Here is a 20,865-nt window from a genome sequence, read left to right on the forward strand (position 1 = left end):
CGATGAAAACGCCGAAGCCATTGATACGACTGGGTTCATGACACTTTCTATTCTAGGACATTCATTTCTCTCCCTTATGGCGATTATCTCCCGAACCTCCTTCAGCCCTTACGGGGCAAGGGCTCAGGGCACTTTTTCCAGCAATATTTTTCCGGTAAAATCGCTGTACCTCTTGGCGGAGTAAGGACGAAGGTAGTTTCTATTTGTCTTCTTTCGATCTTTCGATTCCCATTAAATACATTTATTGTATATTTCGTTGCTATTCTTCATCCCCTTATGGCGATTATCTCGAAATCACCCACGAGCCTATATGTGACAATGGTTCACGGCTCTTTTGCAGCTCATCTTTTTCCGGTAAATCGGCTACACCTGTTGGGGGAGTAAGGCTCATGACACTTTCTAAATGCTAACAGAATCTATTTCCCTTAAGGCGATTATCTCAAAAATAGCCATGAAGTCAGATGTACCAAGGGCTAGAGATACTTTTTTGTTGAATTTTTCTCGGTTAAAATCGCTGTACACCGCACCACGTAAGGCGTGAGAGCTGTTTCTATTTCGTCATTCCTTAGTCTCCTTTATGGCATTTATCTCTGAAACACCGATAAATCTATATCCATCAACGGATCAAAGCACATTTTCAACGAAACTTTTTTGCCAAGAAACGCTGTAACCCTTATAGGAGTAAGACTCAAGGGACTTTCTATTGGTCGTTATCCCCTCTACCATAACTAAAAAATAAATAACAGGCTTCAAAACCCTTACCAGTCAACAATTTCAGCGTTTTTCTATTTTATTAACATTTTTCATCTTTACCATAATTTCATTGCCACAAAATGTGGCGATTAATCCGACGTTACGAAATGATTAGCGCAAATTGCGCCAATCAAGCAGAATTACTTGAAGACCTACCTGTATCTCTAACATATGAAATAGCTAAACCTTCATCAGAATCAAAGATTTTTTTCATTCACTTAGGATGTCTACCACTCAAACATCACAGAATCCATTCTGAGAGTCCTAATTGTATTTTAGGTGTATTGGGTATCTATTTAGTCAGAACCTCTCAGAAACAATTCTGAAGCTATTTGTATATCAAAAACATTATCCTTCAAGTACAAATAATAAATGAACATCGTGCAGGCCAGCTTGCTGGACAAACCGGACGTAAAGCGCCCTTCTTTACGGACGTATATACTTAAAAATGTAACCTCTATTTATAAATAATTTATTTACTCTTCTCTTAAAGACTTAGGCTCTGAAAACGTTGATATGACTGGCTTTTTTTCGAAGTTTAAGAGGTTTGTTCTATTAACCATGTAGAGATGAGCCAATTTTACACCTCATTTTCTGAGATAGATGAAGACCTTGGGATGCTGACAAACGCTTAACCCAGCTACGCTGTCTTAATCGTTTTTTGTCTGCACCATCCCAAACCCTTCACAGACTCTTTTTCTTTATCTTTTTTTATTACTTTTTAATAACACCTTTTCTTCTACGAGAGCCCCCCAAAAAGCCAGTAATATCAATGGTTTCAGAAACCGTTTATTGCTTTTATTTTCACAGCAGCCATCAATCCGAATAATTTTTTTCAAAAAGGTGATTTGTTACAATGTCTCGCTGGCAAGAATCTATAATTGTAAACAAATAAATGTGTCTTAATACAAAATGAAGCGAGGTATTGTAAATGGAAATGTACGAAGGTATTAAATTACGTGAAGCTTGGAAAAAGAAAGGTGACCAACCTTGTGATCACGCATGGGAAGTTGAGTATCACAATGGCGGCAAAACAGGTGATTATGTATGCTGGAAATGCGGTACATCAGAATTCAAACCCACAATTGACAACAGGAACAAATAAAAAGAGGACGGGGAATCATCTCCCTGTCCTTTTCATTCGATTAATCTCCCTTATTTTGCGCCTACGTGCAATCTTCTCGTTAACACGTCTAACATTGTTCAGAAACCGTTTTGCGTCCTCACCTGATACGATAGGTCTGTCTCTATACATTTACACACTCCTTATCATTTGCCCACCACTTATAAGACAGATAACAAGTTAAAATCCATCCTACAATTAATAAGGGGTGAACGTATCGCTCACCCCTTCAAATGGATATGTAATGCTTATGCACCACGTCCAAAACCTGCCACATGGAATGTTTCTTCCCCTGATGCGGTATGAATTGTAGTTTGTTGACCTGCAACGAAACCAACAGCCAATGAAGCTACGATTGTAAGACCGATAAATACTTTTTTCATATAGTTTTCACCTCCTTTCAAGTGATGCGAAATTGATTTTGCATTTAAAGGGCAAGTAAATCCAAAATCTGCTCGTCCTCACCCATTTCCCTTAATTTATCCAAAGGTAAGCGTACGCTGTATAGATCGCCGGACAGCTTAAAGTGTTTTATAGACTCATAAAAGAATCTCTTATCTTCATAAGCTAGTCCTTTTAGATAAAAATGAATGCCAAAGTCATTATGAATATTCGGTTGCTGCTCTAAGTTCTCCAATATTTCTTTAGCCTGTTGCAAGTTGTTTTTCTTGATGTGATAATGTGCAATTTCTTGGATATCTGTTACTTCATTTGAATCAGGGTTTAACCAAAAGTTCTCTTGATTCCAATGGTTTTCCAAGAAACAAAGGCTTCTAGTTAGCTGTAATTTTGCCAAGGGGTTATTCTCAGTATGTTTTAAACCGGTCAGGTAATATTCTTTTGCTTTTTCATAATCATCAAGCAAATAAGTATTTCCCAAAGTTAGATAGCTATAAGCGACAAGCCTATCAATATTCGTTACATTAATGCCGTATGAGCAATAAAAACGGGCTTGAGTCATTTTATTCTGACTGAATGCTGAAGCGCCCAACAAAGCCATCAGACGGTAATAAAACGAGCTTTTAATCTGTTCATTGTTTTCAATAAAATCAAGATCTACAATCATCGACATTTCTGCAAGATTTGAGTATTCAGCCATTCTAAGGTAGTAATACAACGGGATTATGTAAGTGAATACACGCATTTCTTGAGACTTGGGATCAAGCTTCCCAATTGCTTTAAGCGCCTGATGTGCGTTTATTTCGCCTCTGTCTTGCTTACGTTTGATCTGATACATTGCGGCCCATTCACGTTCAATTGAACAGGTACTATTAATTAATTGATCAATTAATGTGTCAGTCAGTTCATACTGTTCATTAATATCTGACATTTCAAGACGTACCTTTGCATCTACTTCCGGCTTCTTAACTTCTCTCTCTTTTACTAACATCTGAATAACCCCCTATTTGTCACTAATCCAGAGCAACAGGCAGTGGCAAAAGCCACTATCCTGAATCTGAAAATTCGATCTCTTTCGGTTCTAAAATAAGAACATATGATCTCATTATAATGTATCCTCCAGTTTTATGGAACAAGTTATGTATTGCGATTATGTATTGCGGTGTTGCTGTTATGTAATATGAATCTATTAGACTTACTGACCGTTGAACCAACGCATAAATCCGTTCGTTGGGATTTTAATACGTCTACCGATCTTTACTGTGTGGAACTTTCCACTTTTACAAAGTGCGTATGCCTGATCACGTCCAATACCCAGCCAGTTCTGCACGTCTTCAACGTCAAGTGCCGGTTTATTCATGATGTCCTCGTACATCTGGTTCCCCCTTTCTGTTACTTATTTATCCTCCCCTGTCGTTTGGGATTAATTAAAGTATACTTTCATTCATTTAATTAGTCAATAATAAATCATTAATTATTTAATCAGTTTTGTATTTGTTTTTAATCTTATCTAATTGTGCTATTATTAATTGTATTGTTAATGATCTTGGAGGGTATAAAAATGACCGAGAATGAACGGATTGGAAAATTAATTAGAAACTACAGATTAAAAGAGAAAATGTCCTCAGCAGACTTTGCTCTATTTGTAGGAGTTAGTCAAGGGACTGTATCCAACATTGAAAACGGAAAGTTTGGACAAAGAAAAAACAGTTTACAAACAGTGAAATCAATAATTGAGATGTGCGGTATTGATTTGCCTCCCGACATCGCTGAATTTTTAAATATTGAGCCATCGAATGTAGATGACGAAGAAAATGAGAGAATTTTAGTTGCGAGCAGAGATATGTGGGATGTAACTAAATCTACTTCAGTTGCCATTCAACTCAGAACTTTTGTTAATGCTGAATCTCGTTCAGATAAGGAACTGGATTCTCTTGAAAGATCTTATCTCTATGAAACCGACGTCGTCGTTAACACTTTAATGGAGTTCATAGACGACAATAAAAAAGAAATCAGAAAAAAGATTTTGGAAAACTTGAGAGAAAAGAGCTTAAAATTTCTTGAGCAATACAAAGATATTAAGGAGGACGATTAATGGCATCAATACACCCTTACAAAACAAGTAAAGGGAAACAAAAATATTTTGTGGCTTATGATGTATATGATGAGAACGGTGAACGCCATCAAAAAAAGAAAAGAGGATTCGATAAGAAGAAAGATGCTAAAGAATTCATTGCCGAAGTCGAATCTGCTATTAACAAAGGGATGTATATTCAAACCCCTAAAATAACTGTCAATGACTATTTAGAGAGATGGTTAGAAGTTAAATCAATCAATATTGGATCTCAGACTGTAACACTTTATAAAAACAGCTTAAAGAATTACATCTATCCCTATATAGGAGACATTTTACTGGCCAATCTTAAAACAGAGCACATCAATAATTTTATTCATGCTCTCTATACAAAAGATAGAGGTAAAGGGAAAATTGGCTATGCCTACAAAACCATAAAAAGAAGTCATGAAATTGTCAGTGCAGCGCTTGATTATGGAGTAGATAATAAGCTGATCAAAACCAATGTAGCCAAAAAAGCAATACTCCCTAAAGAACCCAAACGAAAGAGAATTGATGTTTGGGATTTAGAACAAGCTAATCAATTCCTAGAAACATCTAAAGAGGATGAACAAAACAGATATCACTTGGCTTATGCTATTGCTATTATCTGTGGAATGCGTCAGGGAGAAATACTGGGGCTTACCTGGAAAGATGTCGACCTAGAAGACAACCTTCTTTATGTTGAACAAACATTGTCCCATGATGGCAAAGAAATTCTCGATGATACCAAGACTAAGAAAAGTAGACGAACAATTGAATTCAGTGAATCATTGGCAGATCAATTCAGACAACAAAAAAAGATCATTGAGAGCGAAAAAGAAAAGTTCGGGGACGATTACCAAGATCAAGACTTAGTAATATGCACAGAGCTTGGTAATCCAATAAACGCACGAAACGTTCTTAGGAAGCAAGCTAAGCTGATGAAGAAGGCTGGAGTACCAAAGATAACCTTTCATGATCTAAGACACGTACACGCCTCCTTAATGCTTTATTTTGGACACGATATTAAAGAGATATCCGAAAGACTTGGACATGCAAAATCGAGCTTTACTTATGACACCTATGTACACATTATGTCTAAAACTAAGAAGAAACTTATAGACAACCTGCAGCGATCAATAAAACTGTGACCTCCTATGATGGGGGTTATTTTTTTTGTTTTCTTTTCTTAAAATGAGACACCCTGTTGCCACTTTTAAAACTCAAACACAAATGTTGCCGTTTTGTTGCCAATAGAGATTAGAGCAAATAAAAAACCACTCTTGAAAGTCTCAAGAATGGCTTTAGATCAAGCTTTATTAGTATGGAGCCAAGGGGGCTCGAACCCCTGACCTCTACGCTGCCAGCGTAGCGCTCTCCCAGCTGAGCTATGGCCCCGTGCGGTAACGTCATGTTTTATTATAGACGAGTTTTCTTTAAATTTCAAGCCGGAAATTCAGTTTGCCTACATTTTTATGAGATGTTTTTCAAACATAAAAAAAGACCCTCGAGGGGCCTCTTCGGTTATCGGACCAACATGATTAAAATAATGCCGAGGATAACACGGTAAATGGCGAACGGGACAAGCTTAATCCGATTAATAAGCCGAAGAAAGAATTTGACGACTAAGAGAGCAACGACAAAGGCGCAGATAAAACCGACAAGAAAAAACGGAATCATGTCAGGAGAAAGACTGCTCCAGTATTTCACCAGCTTCAGAAGGCTTGCGCCCGCCATAATCGGAATAGCCATAATAAATGTGAAGTCTGCGGCTGCCCGGTGATTCAAGCCGAGAATGACACCTCCGGCAATCGTTGAGCCTGAGCGGGAAAAGCCGGGCCACAAGGCGAGACATTGGAATAACCCGACACAGAAAGCCTGTTTGTAGGTAATTCTGTCTACTGTATCGATCGTTTCTTTCCTTTTATTGATCCAGTCTGCAATCAGCATAAGCACGGCTCCGGCAATTAATCCGTAAGCGACCGTTCTGACGGAAAATAAGTAGCGGTCAATGAAATCCTCAAATAAAAAGCCGAGAACCGCCGCCGGAACAAGACCGACAGCAATTTGCGCGATGGTCAGCCTGTATCCCTTCTGCTGATCGCGCGTCACGTTTTTTTTGAGGCCGAGTAAATTTAATATCCGATCCTTAAATACAATAGCCACCGCTAAGATCGAACCGAGCTGGATCACCACTTTGAAGGAATTGGCGGCTTCCGGATTCATCAGGCTTCCGGATTTCAGCCAGATGTCATCCGCTATGATCATATGTCCCGTGGAAGAAACCGGCGCGTATTCCGTCAGCCCTTCCACGATTCCCAAAACGGCTGCTGTGAACATCTCCCATAGTGTCATCCTATTCTTCCCTTCATTCGTCATTTACAAAAGAGAAGCTCTCCTTTAAAGGAAAGCCTGTCTTATAATAAATATCATGTCCGTTCCGATTTTATGACTTCGATACAGCATCATTTTTTTCTTCTTCATATAAATGCGAGCGCATTTTGAACCAATCAAACAGATGGGTTGTGACCACTTTGATGACCGCATACCCCGGGATGGCTAAAATAATGCCGACAACCCCGAACAGCTTTCCGGCGGTTAAAAGAACAAAGATGATGGTAATCGGGTGAATGTGAAGATTTTTCCCCATGATCTGCGGAGAGATTAATTTTCCTTCCACGAGCTGGACAACGGTCCAGACAATCGCAAGCTTCAGCAGCATAAGGGGCGACGTGACCAAAGCGATAATAATCGCCGGCGTGATGGCAATGGTCGGCCCTAAATACGGAACAACGCTCGTACAAGCGGCAATGACCGCAAGCAGGGATGCATAATCAAGTCCGATAATCAGATAGCCGATAAATAATAAAAATCCGATGCAGAAGCTGACGATGATCTGCCCTCTGATATAAGAGCTTAATCTGTGGTTCATTTCGCTCAGCATCGTATACGTTTGTTCTTTCAGACGGGTAGGCACAAACTTTAATATATAAAACGGCAGTTTTTTGCCGTCTTTCAGCAAATAGAACAGAATAAACGGAACAGTCACAATTGAAATGATCACTTCCGTCAGCGCGCCGATAAAATTCCCGACCCCGGTAAATGTGCTGTTTGCAATTGTCGCCGCCTGCGCCGATACTTTATTTGCAAGATCGGAAATGTTGATATTCATCGTCTTTTGCGCCTGATTTACAAAATCGCTTCCGATCAGGCTTTTCGTCTGATCTTCAACAATATCCACATATTTCGGCAGGTTGTCGATCAGGCTCATAATCTGTTCCTTTAAAAACGGAATAATTGAAACGATCGTAATCGAAATCAGACCTATTATAATGAGGTAAAGGAGCAGGATGGAATACACTCTTTTCACTCTTAATTTTTCCAATATATCTACGATCGGATTGAGCAGATAATAAACAATTCCTGTCAAAATGACGGGGAGCGCAATTGTTTTGAGCAGGACGATAATGGGTGTGAAAATAAATGATGTCTTCGTAAAGACAAGGATATTGAGACCGATGAGCAGCAATACAAGCAAAAACAAGACAAATTTATTGTCCAAGAAAAACTGTTTAAATCTGCCGCCCCATGTTTGCAATGTTTCCACTATTGTTCCTCCATCATATGTATTTTACCTAAATTGTACACTATCGTTCCTGTAATGAAAAATAATAACCGGCCTCTATGGGAATTTTTCCTATATCTTTGCCGGGCAGTCTTTTTTCATTTATGTTTCTGTGAAAAACAGCTATAATGTAAGCCAATACATAGAAGGAGCGATAGCAATGATTCGATTTGCAACAGTCGGAACGAATTGGATTACAGAACGATTTCTGGAGGCGGCTTCTGCTATTGATGATTTTCAATTAACGGCGGTTTATTCCAGAACTGAGGAACGTGCGGCGGAGTTTGCCGGCAAACACGGCGCTGCTCATTATTTCACCAGCCTAAAAGAAATGGCAGAAAGCGAAGCTTATGACGCGGTGTATCTCGCCAGCCCGAATGCATTTCATAAAGAACAGGCGATCCTTTTTATGGAACACGGCAAGCATGTGCTGTGCGAAAAACCGTTTGCGTCTAACGCAAGGGAAACGGAAGACATGATTCACGCAGCTAAAGCGAACGGCGTTCTTTTGATGGAAGCCATGAAAACGACGTTCCTGCCGAACTTCAGCATGCTTCAAAACCACTTACATAAAATCGGGCCCATCAGAAGATTCACGGCAAGCTACTGCCAATATTCATCACGATATGATGCATATAAAAACGGAACGGTGCTTAACGCGTTTAAACCTGAACTATCGAACGGATCGTTAATGGACATCGGCGTGTACTGTATTTATCCGGCCGTCGTCCTGTTCGGCAAACCGAAAGACGTCATTGCGACCGGTCACAAATTATCATCCGGCGTTGACGGCGAAGGCACGGTTATTCTGTCATATGACGGATTTGAAGCGGTGCTGATGCATTCAAAAATCTCAAATTCGTTTGCCCCGGCGGAAATACAGGGTGAAGACGGCACAATCGTACTGGACAGCATTCACGGGCCGGAACGGGCGGAAATCCGCTATCGTGACGGACGCACGGAGGACATTTCCGTCCCTGATTCGAAACCGCCGATGTATTACGAAACGGCAGAATTCATCAATCTTCTTCGAAACGGACAGCAGGAGTCTTCCGAAAATACCTTTGAGCGTTCTTTCATTACGGCAAGCATTATGGAAGAAGCAAGAAAACAAATCGGAATTGTCTTCCCTGCCGATCAAAACTAAAAACCTCCGCCCGGCTTCGGGCGGAGGTTTTTTATTTGGATGCTAAGAGATCAGCGAACGCTTTTGCATAATGCGGAAGGTCAGGCGGACGGCGGCTTGATACAATGTGGCCGTCAGTTACGACAGCTTCATCCAGCCACTGTGCCCCCGCGTTTGTCATGTCATCTTTGATGCCGGGCGTACTCGTTACTTTTTTCCCTGCGAGAATTCCGGCCGATATGAGCACCCAGCCCGCGTGGCAGATCTGGCCGATCGGCTTTTTCTGCTCATTCATCGTACGGATGATGTCCAAAACTTCCGGATATCTTCTCAGTTTGTCAGGAGCCCAGCCGCCAGGCACGAGCACAGCATCATACTCCTGGATAATCAGGCTCTTAAAATCGTAATCCGCTGTCGCGGGCACGCCGTATTTTCCTTTGTATGAACGGCCGGCTTCTTCTCCTATTAAATGAACGATCGCGCCCTCCTCCCGCAGCCGGTAGACCGGGTACCAAAGCTCTAAGTCTTCAAAGTCGTCACTGACAAGCGCTATGACTTTCTTGCCTTCTAATCTCATCACTGCCACTCCCTTCTTTTATGTAAGTGTATCGCTTTTTTCAGCGAAGGAAAAGAAACAGCTCGTTACAGCTGCTCTTCGTCTTCAGACTGAATCGTAAATTTCCGCGTAACCTGCTGCAATTCTTCCGCCATATGGGCAAGTGTTTCGGCTGATGAACTGATTTCTTCCATGGAGGCAAGCTGCTCTTCGGCTGACGCGGCGATGTCTTGAATGCCGGCAGATCCTTCTTTGGCGACTGCGGTAATATCCTCAACCGCGTTTGTCACGTTTTGTGACCCGGCCGCGAGCTGCTCAAGCGTTCCGTTCATGTGCTGCAAAGCGCCTGAAATCTGAGTCGTCATTTCCGAGATTTTTTTGAAGCTTTCGGCCGTTTGATCCGTAATATCGAGTCCTTCCTTCACATCTTGATTCACCGCTTGGAATACAGAAAGCGATGTGGCGATTTCTTTGACGATTTCCTGAATCAGCGTTTCGATTTCCTTGGCGGAGTCGGCTGATTGCACGGCAAGCTTTCTCACTTCTTCCGCAACGACGGAGAAGCCCCGGCCGTATTCGCCGGCTCTGGCCGCTTCGATGGCCGCGTTTAAGGCAAGCAGGTTTGTCTGATCGGCAATGCCGTTAATGACGTTCAAAATGCTCTTAATGTCGTGCGATTTTGTTTCCAGCCCTTTTACGACTGCTTCCGCCTGCTGTACGGAACGATCAATTGTTTTCATCTGGCCGACCGTTTTCGCTACTAATTCTTCTCCGCTTCCGGCCGTATCAGAGGTTTGGATGGCGGATTCAGTGATTTCCGCCGATACATTCGCCGTCTCGGCAATGCCTGCATTCATTTGGGAAAGATGGTCTGCACTTTCTTCCAATTTTTCGCTTTGTGATTCGTTTCCGTTTGAGAATTGTTCAATCGCCAGTGTGATATGCTCTGTCGCCTTGCTTGTCTGTCCGGCAGATGCCGTCAGCTCTTCGGATGAAGAAGCGACATGTTCGACGGATGATTGGATGACACCGATGACAGACCGGAGTGATGCTGACATCTCATTGAAGTTTTGGCTGAGCTGTCCGAATTCATTTTTCGAACTGATGTTAATGACTTCCGTTAAATCGCCGTCACTGATTTTAGCTGATGTCGAGACAAGTTTTTTGAGCGGTTTTGAAATCGCGCGAATGATAAAAAAGATTAAAATCCCGCCGACGATAAGAGACACCGCAAGAATGATCAGCGCCATTCTCATAACAGGCAGGGCTGCATCATGTATCTCACTGACAAAAAATGTGCCGGCGATTTTCCAGCCCGTCAGTTTGTTTGTCGTGAAGGCCATTTTCTTTTGCTGTCCTTCAAAGATGTATTCAAACGTTCCGCTTGTTTTTGAAAATACTTCTTTTGTCCACTCCCCTGAGCCTTCTGTTCCCGCTTTTATAGTCGGATGGGCGATGTATTTTTTATCTCCCGTTGTAATAAAAGCAAATCCTTTATGACCGATCTGGACGCGTTCGGAAGCGTTCAGCAGGTCTCCCAGATTTATATCAAGCGCCACTACGCCTGATCCGTCTTTTGTCTGCTGAGCAATCGTAACGACCGTTTGTCCGGTTGCAGCGTCTTTATAGGGCTCGGTAAATACCGGCTGTCCGTTTTTTTCAACCGCTTTTGTATACCATTCTCGTGTGAGCGGATTGTAATCGGACGGCATGTCAACGGACGGATATTTCACGAACGCTTTGTCGCGAGACGCGGCATACACTGATGCAACATCGTCATTTACGGTGACATACTGCTTCATGTTTTCAAGCAGTTCGGATTTATTTTTCGTTTTCATTTTTTCCTTTGTGATTGATTCACTGTAATAGTCAATTGCTTTCAGCTTGCTGTCGAGCATGTTTTCCAGCACGCTGTTGAGTTCGTTGACATTTCCTTGAGCGCTGTGGGTCAGTTCGCTTTCTAATGAACTCCCCGCCGTTTGGTAGCTGAAGTAGGCGAGTATGCCGACCGGAAGCACCAATACGGCTAAAAATGCCGCGATAAGCGGCTTGCTGATGGATGGCTGTTTGATCCAATGTATCAGTTGTTTCATTTTTTTCAGTCTCCTTCTTTGAAAGCTAAATCTATTATCGTCAGCTAGGACAAAAGATTTATTAAAAAAACTAAAAAAAACACCCAAACAGCACATTTGGGTGTCTTTCTACTATTATTCTATTTTAAATTGTTTCGTCATATCACGTAATTCTTCCGCCATTTGGGATAACGTTTCCGAAGACGAACTGATTTCTTCCATTGAAGCCAGCTGTTCTTCGGCCGATGCGGCGATATCCTGAATGCTGGCGGAGCTTTCTTTTGCGATGGACGCGATTTGCTCGGAGGCTCCTGAAATCTGCTGCGATCCGGCTGTCAGCTGTTCTACCGTCGCGTTCATGTTTTGAATTTCTCCGGCGATCTGGTTCGTCATTTCAGAAATCCGTTTGAAGCTCGTTTCGGTCTGATTCGTAATATCAAGTCCGCTCTCCACCTCTTTGTTGACGGATTGGAACATGCCGAGAGATGTATTGATTTCATTAACGATCTCTACAATCAAGCTTTCGATTTCTTTCGCTGAATCTGCAGACTGCACCGCAAGTTTTCTGACCTCTTCGGCTACGACTGAGAAGCCTCGGCCGTATTCTCCCGCACGGGCCGCTTCAATTGCCGCGTTCAGCGCAAGAAGGTTTGTCTGATCAGCAATTCCGTTAATGACACGGAGAATGTTTGTAATGTCTTTTGATTTTGTTTCAAGGCCGCGCACTACTTGTTCAGCTTCTTTCACTGACCGGTCAATGACGTTCATTTGGCCGACCGTCTGGTGGACGAGCTTCCCGCCTGAATTGGCGACTTCCGCTGATGTGACGGAGGATTCGGTAATGACGGCAGATGCTTTCGCCATATCTTTAAGCCCGCTGTTCATTTGATAAATATGTTCCGCCGCGCTTTCAATTTTTTCACTTTGGCTTTCATTTCCGTTAGAAAATTGTTCGATTGCCAGTGTGATATGTTCGGTTGCCTTGCTAGTCTGCTCTGCTGAAGCCGTCAGCTCCTCTGATGAAGACGCGACGTTATTCACGGAATCCTGAATGGTATGGATCAGAGACCTGAGCGAGGCGGCCATATTGTTGAAACTTTTTCCAAGCTCGCCTAATTCGTCCTTTGATTGAATCTCGATCGTTTCAGTTAAATCCCCTTCACTGATCTGTTTCGACGATGTTACAAGCTGTTTGAGCGGTTTTGTGATGGAACGGATAATCAGCACCATGACGATGGTTCCGATGACAATCGCTAATACGAGAACGAGCAGGGACAGATGAAGGATCGGCAGCGCCGCTTCATGAATTTCGTCCAGATACATCGTTCCGCTGATTTTCCAGCCTGTCAGCCCGTTCGTATCATAAGCCATTTTCTTTTCCTGACCGTCGTAGGTGTATTGAAAATCACCTTTTTTACTGCTGTACAGCTGTTCAGCCCAATCCCCGTTTAATACTGTTCCTGATGTGCGGTTCGGGTGGGCGACCACTTTTTTGTCTTTCGTCAGGATAAAAGCATAGCCTGATTTTCCGATGTTCACTTTTTTTGTCGTTTTCAGAAGCTCTTCGATTTTCATATTGATGGCGATGACTCCCGAGCCGTCTTTCGTCTGCTGCACGATCGTCACGACCATCGTATTGGTGGAAGCCGTGCGGTAAGGATCTGTTACAACAACTTTCCCTTTGTTTTCCACGGCTTTTTTATACCAATCTCTTTCAATCGGATTATATCCTTTAGGCATCTGCAGGTCGGGATACCGGGTGAAATGGCCTTCCGTGTCACTCGTATAGATGGATTCCACGTCTTTATTGATTTTTATATACTCACTGAATTTATCCGTAATTTGCGATTGGTTTTTCGGCTTGTACCGATCCTTGGTGAGCCAATCGCTGAAATATGCCGCGCCGTCTTCCTTCTGGCTGATGCTTGTATTGATCATATCATTAATCTGCTGCACATTATCTAATGCGCTTCCCATCATCTGCCTGTCAAGCGTGCTTACCGCCGATTGATAAGCGATAAAAGCCAGCGTTGAAATAGGAAGAATAAGAATGGCTAAAAAAGAAATGAGCAGTTTTCTTGTAAGCGATCTCTGCTTGATAATTTGCACAATTTTTTTTCATCTGCTATATCTCCTCTTGCATGTTTACCCTTCATATCGGCAATTATAGGTAAATATACATATCCTAAAAGAAGAAATATAACGAAGCATACTTTTTACCTATCTAAAAGTAGTCTTTTAGACTTAATTAAGAGTTTATCTTAAAACGTTTTGTCAGCCCGCGCAATTCTTCAGCCATTTTTTCGAGCGTGACGGCGGATGAACTGATCTCCTCCATAGACGCAAGCTGCTCTTCAGCTGAAGCCGCAATGTCCTGTATGCTTGCCGCGCTTTGTCTGGAGACGGCCGCGATATCCTCTGAAGCGTTTGAGACTTCCTGAGACCCGGCAGAAAGCTGTTCCACAGTTGCATTCATATTTTGCAGTTCACCGGCAATCTGATTGGTTTTGGCGGAGATGTCCCGGAAGCTTTTTTCCGTTTCGTCCGTTAGCTGCAGGCCGCTTTTCACCTCGTGATTGACGGATTCCAGCATTCCGAGCGATGTATGAATTTCTTTAACAATTTCATGGATTAAGGATTCGATTTCTTTCGCTGAATCGGCTGATTGGACGGCAAGCTTTCTCACTTCCTCTGCGACGACTGAGAAACCGTGTCCGTATTCTCCCGCTCTTGCCGCTTCTATGGCCGCATTTAAGGCGAGAAGATTCGTTTGATCGGCAATGCCATTAATGACGCGCAAAATGCTGGTGATGTCTTGCGACTTGAGCTCAAGCCCTTTTACGACTTGTTCCGCTTTACTGACGGAGTGATCAATGGTGCCCATCTGCCCGGCTGTTTTCTTGACAAGCCGCTCTCCGGCGACTGATATCTCCGCCGATTCAATTGAAGTTTCCGTCACAACGGCTGCTGCTTCCGCCAGATCGCTGAGTCCGTCTTTCATGTCATTCACTTGGGATGTCGCTTTATCAATGCTGTCACTTTGGTCTTCCGTTCCATTAGAAAACTGTTCAATCGCAAGGGTGATATGTTCCGTCGCTTTGCTCGTCTGCTCAGCCGAAGCCGTCAGCTCTTCTGAGGAAGAAGCGACATGTTCAACAGAGTCCTGAATTCCCTGAATAAGGGACCGGAGTGAATCTGTCATATGATTAAAACTTTTACTGAGCACACCAAGCTCATCTTTGGAACTGACATCAATGGTTTCCGTCAGATCTCCGCTGCTGATTCTTTCCGCTGAAGCTACGAGGCGTTTCAGCGGTTTTGTAATAGAGCGGATGACAAAATAAATGAAAATCATTCCTGCGGCAACCGCTATCGCCAATATGATGACGGCTATGGTCAAAACAGGTCTGGCCGCATCCTTAATTTCATCAACGGACATGGTTCCGCTGATCTTCCAGCCTGTCGCTTTATTGGTGACGTAAGCCATTTTTTTCGCTTTTCCGTTCAGCGTATATTCAAAATCGCCTTTTTCCCCGCTGTATAATGTATCAACCCATTTTCCCGATACCGCCGCGCCGGCTTTTTCATTACTGTAGGCAACAGCTTTTTTATTTTTGCTGAGGATAAAGGCGTATCCTTCTTTTCCGATATTGACTTCTTTTGTCATCGTGATGAGATCGTCGATTTTAATATCAATGGCGACGACGCCTGATCCGTCTTGCGCGGCACGGGCCATGGTGACGACCATCTTTTTGTTTGAGATGGACTGATAAGGGTCCGTGATGATGGTCTGGCCTTTATTCTCCATGGCTTCTTGATACCAGCTTCTTTCAAGCGGATTGAAATCGGCCGGCATATCGGCATGCGGATAACGTGTAAACGCGCCTTCCTTGCTGCTTGAAAATATGGCTGCCGCTTTATCATTGCTTTCAATAAACTGCTTGAATCTTTCTTTCATTTCCGTTTGGTTTTTTTCTTTAAATTTTGCGCTTGTCGCCCATTCGCTGAAATATGCTGAGCTTTTTGTAAACGTTCCGATCCGGTCATCAATCATATTGTTTAAGATTTGCACATTCCCCTCAGCGCTTTCCATCATTTGATTTTCAACGGATGAAGCCGCCGAACGGTAGGCACTGGCAGCCAATACTGCTACCGGAATGAGTAAGATCAGTAAAAATGACAAGATGAGTTTTCTGGCTATTGATTTTTTTGCGATGTTTTTTGCTGTTTTTCTCAATTTTGTAAACCTCTTTCAATTATTTACTGTTTATATCGGCGGACTCCCTTTTTATTACATTGAAAATTTAGTCATAAATGAAAAATAGTTCTATATACTCTCTTTTAAGGTGAGTCTTTTTATTTAATTCTCTGCCTGCCTCCATAAAAAAAGACGCCTTCCATCCGGAAAGCGTCCTTTTGTACTAGTTGATTTTAAATTGTTTCGTTAATTCCCGCAGTTCTTCGGCCATTTGCGCCAACGTATCGGCGGATGTGCTGATTTCTTCCATAGATGCAAGCTGTTCTTCTGCGGATGCGGCAATATCCTGAATACTTGCCGCGCTTTCTCTTGATACGTCCGCAATATCGGTCACTGCGGCTGAGACGTGCTGAGAGCTGTCTGACAGCTGTTCAACCGTGCCGTTCATTGATTGAAGCTTCTCGGCGATGTCGTTTGTCATGCCGAAGATATTCTGGAAGCTTTCTTTCGTGCGGTCCGTCACGGCAAGTCCTGATTGAACTTCTTCATTAACGGATGTAAACATGTGAAGCGATGTATTAATCTCAGCTGTAATTTCCTGAATGAGTTTTTCTATCTCTTTGGCAGAACCTGCAGATTGGACGGCCAGCTTACGCACTTCTTCCGCGACCACTGAGAAGCCTCGTCCGTATTCACCGGCTCTTGCCGCTTCAATGGCTGCATTTAATGCAAGCAGGTTTGTCTGATCGGCAATGCCGTTAATGACTCTTAGTATATGAGTGATGTCTTTTGATTTGGCTTCAAGCCCTTTCACAACAGCTTCCGCCTGCTGAACGGATTGATTGATGAGATTCATCTGCCCGACGGTTTGCTGCACATATTCTTCCCCGGTGCCGGCAGCTTCTTTCGATTGTTTAGATGCTTCCGTAATGGATGATGATGTGCGGGAAACGGCTGCGAGCCCTTCATTTATATGATTCAGCTTGGCTGAACTTGATTCTACTTTTTCGCTTTGTTCTTCATTTCCGTTTGAAAACTGCTCAATTGCCATAGTAATGTGCTCCGTCGCTTTGCTTGTCTGCGAAGCTGAAGCGGTCAGCTCTTCCGATGAAGCGGCAACGTTGTCGACAGAGTTTTGGATCGCGCTTATAAGTCCGCGCAGAGATTCTCCCATTTCATTAAAACTTGCACCGAGTTCGCCCAATTCATCTTTCGAGCGGATTTCAATGGTTTCGGTCAGGTCTCCGCCGCTGATTTGTTTAGACGAGCGGACAAGCCGTTTCAGCGGTGATGTAATGGATCTGACAATCAGCAGAATTAAAATTCCCCCGATGATAATGGATGCTGCAAGCACGATCATTCCCATCGTCAGCACCGGTTTTGAGGCGTCTTTAATTTCGGTGAGTTCCATACTCCCCTCTATTTTCCATCCGGTTAGTTTATTTGTCGTAAACGCCATTTTTTTATCTTGATTATCAAGCTTGTATGAAATAATGCCGCTGTCTTTGCTGTATACCTCATTCAGCCACGGGGTTGATACTTTATCACCCGGTTTATGGTCTTTATGCGCGACGTAAGTCTTGTTTTTAGATGTTATAAACACGAAGCCTTTTTTCCCGATTTTGATTTCCTGCATTTGCTTCAGCAGCTGGTCAATCGTAATATCCATGGCCACTACGCCCGTTCCGTCCTGCATCTGCTTTGCTACGGTGACAACCATGCTGCCGTCGTTTGCAGCGATGTAAGGATCAGTGACAACGAGCGTGCCGCCAGCCTTCACAGCGTCTTTATACCATGCGCGTGTTCTCGGATCGTAATCGGCCGGAACATTTTCCTTCGGCGCCTGTACGTAGCTGCCGTCTTCCGTTCCTCCGTAAATACGAGCTGCGTCCTTATGAATAGACGTGTATTGCCCGAACTTTTCTTCAAGTTCGGTTTTATTTTTTTTAGAGAATGATGAACCTTTTAAGGTTTCACTGAAAAATTCAATCGCCTTTGCTTTTGCGCCGATATCATTTGTAATGGTCGAGTTAAAAGAGTCGATGTTATTTTTCGCGTTGCCTGAAATCTGATCATCCAGCGAATTGCTCGCCGTATGGTATGAACTGAATTCCAACACGAGAATCGGTATGATTAAGATCACGATAAATGAAATGATTAATTTCCGTGAAATCGATGCCTTTGTACACCAATTGATGAATTTTTTCATATTAAGCTTGCTCCCTCATATGTGATACCTTATATATCGGCTCCTCCTTCACATTTTGTTAACATTTCCCCCTTTTTTATGACTTGATTTTCATTGCCCAAGCCTCCTGCATATCTTATAAAAAAAGAGAGGGGGCGTGCAGATGATTATCATATCCGGCCAAGTGCTTCGGCCCCAGGACATCGCGAACTGGCAGACGGAAGAAAGCCTTGTTCCGTATTTAAATGAACTGATCAATTCTCCCGTACAATTCGATTACGGGTCAATTACTGAACTGATGTTTGAAGCACGGCTGCGGCGCCATATCGTGGAGGCTGCAAGAGAACTGCACGGATCAGGCGCAAAATTTGCAACTTTCGCCAAAACATACGGAAATACGGCTTATTGGAGAGTGACGCCGGAAGGAGCTCTGGAGCTGAAGTACAGAATCCCCGCTTCCAAAGCGATACGGGATATTATTGAAAACGGGGCGTTTTATGCATTTGAATGCGCTACCGCTATTGTTGTGATTTATTATCTGGCCGTCTTAAAGACGATCGGTGAAGAACGGTTTGACCGCCGTTTCCGGGATATTACTTTGTATGACTGGCACTATGAGCACCTGCCGATCTACACGGAAACCGGCAGACACTTTTTACGGGGAGATTGTTTATATTTTAAAAACCCTGAGTTTAATCCCGCAAAGGCCCAGTGGCGGGGAGAAAATGTCATTGTGATGGGGAATGATCAATATTTTGCCCACGGTCTCGGGATTCTGACCGCTGAACAAATCATCCAGAGATTGAATTCTTTAAGAAGAAAAAATGCCGTGCAGTCAGCTTATCTGCTTTCTCAGGCGACAAGGCTTGATGCGCCCGCGCTTTATCAGATCATGCATTAAAACAATCCCATCGTCTGTCATGGTGACGATGGGATGTGAAATGCTTTTCTTTTTCGGTAAAAAGCGGTCGTGCCGAGCGCTTGGTTTGCCGCCCATTCAAACTTCTCTAAGTCATGGCGGGTGACGGCTCTGTCCCGTCTGCTCCATTTAATGGTCCGGACAAAGTAATACCCTTTAATCGGCGCCATGGTGACTTTGGAATGCGGAAAATCTTCAAAGACAAACTCAATATTCCCTCTTTTTTTATAGGACATTTGAAGAATCTTCATCATCCATCACCTCACAGCATCGTAATTATGATCAGCACAAAGCGTCCAAAACGGTTTTCACGTCTGTCGGCCCTTCAAGTTTTGCGGCGGACTGGCCTGCCCATAAAGACATATGCTCCGCGTCTCCTGATTGAGCCGCATGCCCTCGCATCGGCTTTGTCAGCGTATTATGCAGCGGATAGGGCAGCGTTTTCCCCTCATCAGCTTCATATGTTTTCATGAACTGATTCACGATTCCCCGCGCCTGTTTTCCCGAAAACAATGTGGTCAGCCGCGTGTCGGCTCCTTTTGATTCGGCAATGGCTTTTTGATATGCCGGCGAGGCGCTGCTTTCTTCACAAAGGAGAAACGGTGTGCCCACTTGAACACCGTCCGCACCCAAACATCGGGCTGCCTGCACCCCGCGGCGGTCAAAAATGCCTCCAGCCGCAATGACCGGGATTTTCAGCGCGTCTTTAGCCTGCGGAATCAGTGCCATAAGGCCGAGAGCCGGTTCTCCTTTAACCGGCAGAAACGATCCGCGATGCCCGCCGGCTTCTATTCCTTGAAGGATAACGGCGTCCATTCCCCGCTCTTCAAAGGCCTTCGCTTCCTCCGGCGTTGTCGCGGTGCCGAAAAGGAAACAGCCGCTTTTCTTCAGCTTTTCTGCCGTTTTTTCCGGCGGCAGGCCGAAGGTGAATGAGCACGCTTTGACCCCGTAACGGATCAGAAGCTCCGCTTTTTCCTCAAAATCATTCCATTCTTCTTTCAAATCGGAGAACGGCTTGGCGTCATTTGCCCTCGGGATGCGCGCTTTCCATTTTTCAACCAGTTCCTCCTCAGGCATCTGCCTTTCTTCCGGGACGAAAAGATTCACTTGAAAGGAGCGGTTCGTCAGGTCTTTCATCTCGATAAGCTGTTTTTCAAGCGCCTGCGGACTGACGTATCCTGAAGCGAGACTTCCGAGCGCCCCTTCATTTGATACCGCTGATGCCAGGCGCGGTGTGACAAGCCCTCCGGCCATCGGCGCCTGGATGACGGGCTTTGTCAATGATAATGCGTCCATCCACTCACTCATTGTGATTTCCCCCGTTTCAGCCTGTATTTTGATATAACATGTTCTGTTTCTCGGACCGTCAAATTCGCAAAAATAAATGCCCTGCCACGTTCCGAGAATCAGGCGCCCGTCTTCAATGATGACATGCTGGGAGGCGCCCGTTGTACTCGCTTTCATATGCGCCGCCGTATTTCCCTCCATATGCCGGTCCAGTTCATGCTCCCACGGATACACTTCATCAAACCTTCTGAGCATATCCCTTTTCACATCCGGATCGGCATTTTCATTTATGGTAATGCCGGCTGTGGTATGGGGACAGTATATTAGCGCCAAGCCGCTTTTTACGCCTGTTTCGCGGAGAAATACTTCGGCTTCATGCGTGATGTCGATCATTTCATCCCGTCTGTTTGTTTGAATCTGCAATTTTTTCAGCATATGAATGCCCCTTCCTTTTTTTCTCTTCCTTTCCCATATTCGTTTCTGTATTTGTCTTTTCCTGTCGGATCGCGATGATAAACGCAGAT

Annotated in this window: 17 protein-coding genes, 1 tRNA gene and 1 pseudogene; 5 read left to right on the top strand and 14 right to left on the bottom strand. The window is 43.7% G+C overall.

Annotated features, from left to right (window positions below; genetic code table 11):
* Positions 1–1,684 precede the first annotated feature (1,684 nt).
* The gene (locus tag BAMF_RS41570; protein ID WP_014470884.1) at positions 1,685–1,858 is read left to right on the top strand and encodes a hypothetical protein; all 174 of its coding nucleotides are present in this window, start codon (positions 1,685–1,687) and stop codon (positions 1,856–1,858) included.
* Positions 1,859–2,124: 266 nt separating this feature from the next.
* On the opposite strand, the gene BAMF_RS41345 is transcribed toward BAMF_RS41570, so the two are convergent.
* The 3 genes from BAMF_RS41345 to BAMF_RS35365 form a co-directional block, all read right to left on the bottom strand.
* Positions 2,125–2,259 carry a lysogeny pheromone AimP family peptide gene (locus tag BAMF_RS41345; RefSeq protein WP_014470885.1) on the bottom strand — a complete coding sequence of 45 codons (135 nt, stop codon included), beginning with the start codon at positions 2,257–2,259 and terminating at the stop codon, positions 2,125–2,127.
* Between the two features lie 44 nt (positions 2,260–2,303).
* Positions 2,304–3,266, bottom strand: coding sequence for an AimR family lysis-lysogeny pheromone receptor (locus tag BAMF_RS35360; protein WP_013353340.1), 963 nt, complete (start codon positions 3,264–3,266; stop codon positions 2,304–2,306).
* Between the two features lie 204 nt (positions 3,267–3,470).
* Positions 3,471–3,650, bottom strand: a complete 180-nt coding sequence (locus tag BAMF_RS35365) for a helix-turn-helix domain-containing protein (protein ID WP_014470886.1) — start codon at positions 3,648–3,650, stop codon at positions 3,471–3,473.
* A gap of 186 nt (positions 3,651–3,836) precedes the next feature.
* Between BAMF_RS35365 and BAMF_RS35370 the strand changes: the two genes are divergently transcribed.
* On the top strand, positions 3,837–4,370 hold the full coding sequence (locus BAMF_RS35370; protein WP_013353341.1) for a helix-turn-helix transcriptional regulator: 534 nt from the start codon (positions 3,837–3,839) through the stop codon (positions 4,368–4,370).
* Positions 4,370–5,521, top strand: a complete 1,152-nt coding sequence (locus tag BAMF_RS35375; RefSeq protein WP_013353342.1) for a site-specific integrase — start codon at positions 4,370–4,372, stop codon at positions 5,519–5,521. Before BAMF_RS35370 ends, BAMF_RS35375 begins: the two co-directional genes overlap by 1 nt.
* Before the next feature lie 174 nt (positions 5,522–5,695).
* On the opposite strand, the gene BAMF_RS35380 is transcribed toward BAMF_RS35375, so the two are convergent.
* The 3 genes from BAMF_RS35380 to BAMF_RS35390 all read right to left on the bottom strand — a co-directional run bounded on the left by BAMF_RS35380 (position 5,696) and on the right by BAMF_RS35390 (position 7,977).
* A tRNA-Ala gene (locus BAMF_RS35380) sits at positions 5,696–5,768 on the bottom strand.
* A 126-nt stretch (positions 5,769–5,894) separates the two neighbouring features.
* Complete coding sequence (locus tag BAMF_RS35385; protein ID WP_038463014.1) at positions 5,895–6,725, bottom strand: undecaprenyl-diphosphate phosphatase; 831 nt, start codon at positions 6,723–6,725, stop codon at positions 5,895–5,897.
* Positions 6,726–6,816: 91 nt separating this feature from the next.
* A complete protein-coding gene (locus tag BAMF_RS35390) occupies positions 6,817–7,977 on the bottom strand; it encodes an AI-2E family transporter (RefSeq protein WP_013353344.1) in 1,161 nt (386 codons plus the stop codon).
* Positions 7,978–8,155: 178 nt separating this feature from the next.
* Between BAMF_RS35390 and BAMF_RS35395 the strand changes: the two genes are divergently transcribed.
* Positions 8,156–9,142 carry a Gfo/Idh/MocA family protein gene (locus BAMF_RS35395; protein ID WP_013353345.1) on the top strand — a complete coding sequence of 329 codons (987 nt, stop codon included), beginning with the start codon at positions 8,156–8,158 and terminating at the stop codon, positions 9,140–9,142.
* A gap of 31 nt (positions 9,143–9,173) precedes the next feature.
* Here BAMF_RS35395 and BAMF_RS35400 read toward each other — a convergent pair whose 3' ends face one another.
* The 5 genes from BAMF_RS35400 to tlpB (BAMF_RS35420) all read right to left on the bottom strand — a co-directional run bounded on the left by BAMF_RS35400 (position 9,174) and on the right by tlpB (BAMF_RS35420) (position 18,156).
* A complete protein-coding gene (locus BAMF_RS35400; protein WP_013353346.1) occupies positions 9,174–9,698 on the bottom strand; it encodes a type 1 glutamine amidotransferase domain-containing protein in 525 nt (174 codons plus the stop codon).
* Positions 9,699–9,763: 65 nt separating this feature from the next.
* Positions 9,764–11,866 carry a methyl-accepting chemotaxis protein TlpB gene (gene tlpB, locus BAMF_RS42320; protein WP_459209052.1) on the bottom strand — a complete coding sequence of 701 codons (2,103 nt, stop codon included), beginning with the start codon at positions 11,864–11,866 and terminating at the stop codon, positions 9,764–9,766.
* Positions 11,867–11,884: 18 nt separating this feature from the next.
* Entirely contained in the window at positions 11,885–13,858 is a 1,974-nt protein-coding gene (gene tlpB, locus BAMF_RS35410) for a methyl-accepting chemotaxis protein TlpB (RefSeq protein WP_013353348.1), read from the bottom strand.
* Positions 13,859–13,997: 139 nt separating this feature from the next.
* Positions 13,998–15,986 carry a methyl-accepting chemotaxis protein TlpB gene (tlpB, locus tag BAMF_RS42325; protein ID WP_013353349.1) on the bottom strand — a complete coding sequence of 663 codons (1,989 nt, stop codon included), beginning with the start codon at positions 15,984–15,986 and terminating at the stop codon, positions 13,998–14,000.
* A gap of 184 nt (positions 15,987–16,170) precedes the next feature.
* Entirely contained in the window at positions 16,171–18,156 is a 1,986-nt protein-coding gene (gene tlpB / locus BAMF_RS35420; RefSeq protein ID WP_013353350.1) for a methyl-accepting chemotaxis protein TlpB, read from the bottom strand.
* Between the two features lie 142 nt (positions 18,157–18,298).
* On the opposite strand from tlpB (BAMF_RS35420), the gene BAMF_RS35425 reads away from it, so the two are divergent.
* On the top strand, positions 18,299–19,036 hold the full coding sequence (locus BAMF_RS35425) for a protein-glutamine gamma-glutamyltransferase (RefSeq protein ID WP_013353351.1): 738 nt from the start codon (positions 18,299–18,301) through the stop codon (positions 19,034–19,036).
* Positions 19,037–19,053: 17 nt separating this feature from the next.
* Here BAMF_RS35425 and BAMF_RS35430 read toward each other — a convergent pair whose 3' ends face one another.
* The 3 genes and pseudogenes from BAMF_RS35430 to BAMF_RS41350 all read right to left on the bottom strand — a co-directional run.
* Complete coding sequence (locus BAMF_RS35430) at positions 19,054–19,305, bottom strand: hypothetical protein (RefSeq protein ID WP_013353352.1); 252 nt, start codon at positions 19,303–19,305, stop codon at positions 19,054–19,056.
* Positions 19,306–19,336: 31 nt separating this feature from the next.
* Positions 19,337–20,362 carry an NAD(P)H-dependent flavin oxidoreductase gene (locus BAMF_RS35435; RefSeq protein WP_038463280.1) on the bottom strand — a complete coding sequence of 342 codons (1,026 nt, stop codon included), beginning with the start codon at positions 20,360–20,362 and terminating at the stop codon, positions 19,337–19,339.
* A 24-nt stretch (positions 20,363–20,386) separates the two neighbouring features.
* A pseudogene (locus BAMF_RS41350) lies at positions 20,387–20,776 on the bottom strand (secondary thiamine-phosphate synthase enzyme YjbQ); the annotation flags it as partial.
* Positions 20,777–20,865: the final 89 nt, after the last annotated feature.

Origin of the sequence: Bacillus amyloliquefaciens DSM 7 = ATCC 23350 (genome assembly GCF_000196735.1) — a bacterium.
Classification (GTDB): domain Bacteria; phylum Bacillota; class Bacilli; order Bacillales; family Bacillaceae; genus Bacillus; species Bacillus amyloliquefaciens.

What these genes read in the sequence shown, in the direction of transcription:
- BAMF_RS35430 (WP_013353352.1), bottom strand. Translation starts at nt 19,305, where the DNA reads ATGAAGATTCTTCAAATGTCCTATAAAAAAAGAGGGAATATTGAGTTT.
- BAMF_RS35375 (WP_013353342.1), top strand. Translation starts at nt 4,370, where the DNA reads ATGGCATCAATACACCCTTACAAAACAAGTAAAGGGAAACAAAAATAT.
- BAMF_RS35400 (WP_013353346.1), bottom strand. Translation starts at nt 9,698, where the DNA reads ATGAGATTAGAAGGCAAGAAAGTCATAGCGCTTGTCAGTGACGACTTT.
- BAMF_RS35435 (WP_038463280.1), bottom strand. Translation starts at nt 20,362, where the DNA reads ATGAGTGAGTGGATGGACGCATTATCATTGACAAAGCCCGTCATCCAG.
- BAMF_RS35365 (WP_014470886.1), bottom strand. Translation starts at nt 3,650, where the DNA reads ATGTACGAGGACATCATGAATAAACCGGCACTTGACGTTGAAGACGTG.
- BAMF_RS41570 (WP_014470884.1), top strand. Translation starts at nt 1,685, where the DNA reads ATGGAAATGTACGAAGGTATTAAATTACGTGAAGCTTGGAAAAAGAAA.
- tlpB (WP_013353350.1), bottom strand. Translation starts at nt 18,156, where the DNA reads ATGAAAAAATTCATCAATTGGTGTACAAAGGCATCGATTTCACGGAAA.
- BAMF_RS35395 (WP_013353345.1), top strand. Translation starts at nt 8,156, where the DNA reads ATGATTCGATTTGCAACAGTCGGAACGAATTGGATTACAGAACGATTT.
- BAMF_RS41345 (WP_014470885.1), bottom strand. Translation starts at nt 2,259, where the DNA reads ATGAAAAAAGTATTTATCGGTCTTACAATCGTAGCTTCATTGGCTGTT.
- BAMF_RS35360 (WP_013353340.1), bottom strand. Translation starts at nt 3,266, where the DNA reads ATGTTAGTAAAAGAGAGAGAAGTTAAGAAGCCGGAAGTAGATGCAAAG.
- BAMF_RS35370 (WP_013353341.1), top strand. Translation starts at nt 3,837, where the DNA reads ATGACCGAGAATGAACGGATTGGAAAATTAATTAGAAACTACAGATTA.
- BAMF_RS35385 (WP_038463014.1), bottom strand. Translation starts at nt 6,725, where the DNA reads ATGACACTATGGGAGATGTTCACAGCAGCCGTTTTGGGAATCGTGGAA.
- tlpB (WP_459209052.1), bottom strand. Translation starts at nt 11,866, where the DNA reads ATGTGCTGTTTGGGTGTTTTTTTTAGTTTTTTTAATAAATCTTTTGTC.
- BAMF_RS35425 (WP_013353351.1), top strand. Translation starts at nt 18,299, where the DNA reads ATGATTATCATATCCGGCCAAGTGCTTCGGCCCCAGGACATCGCGAAC.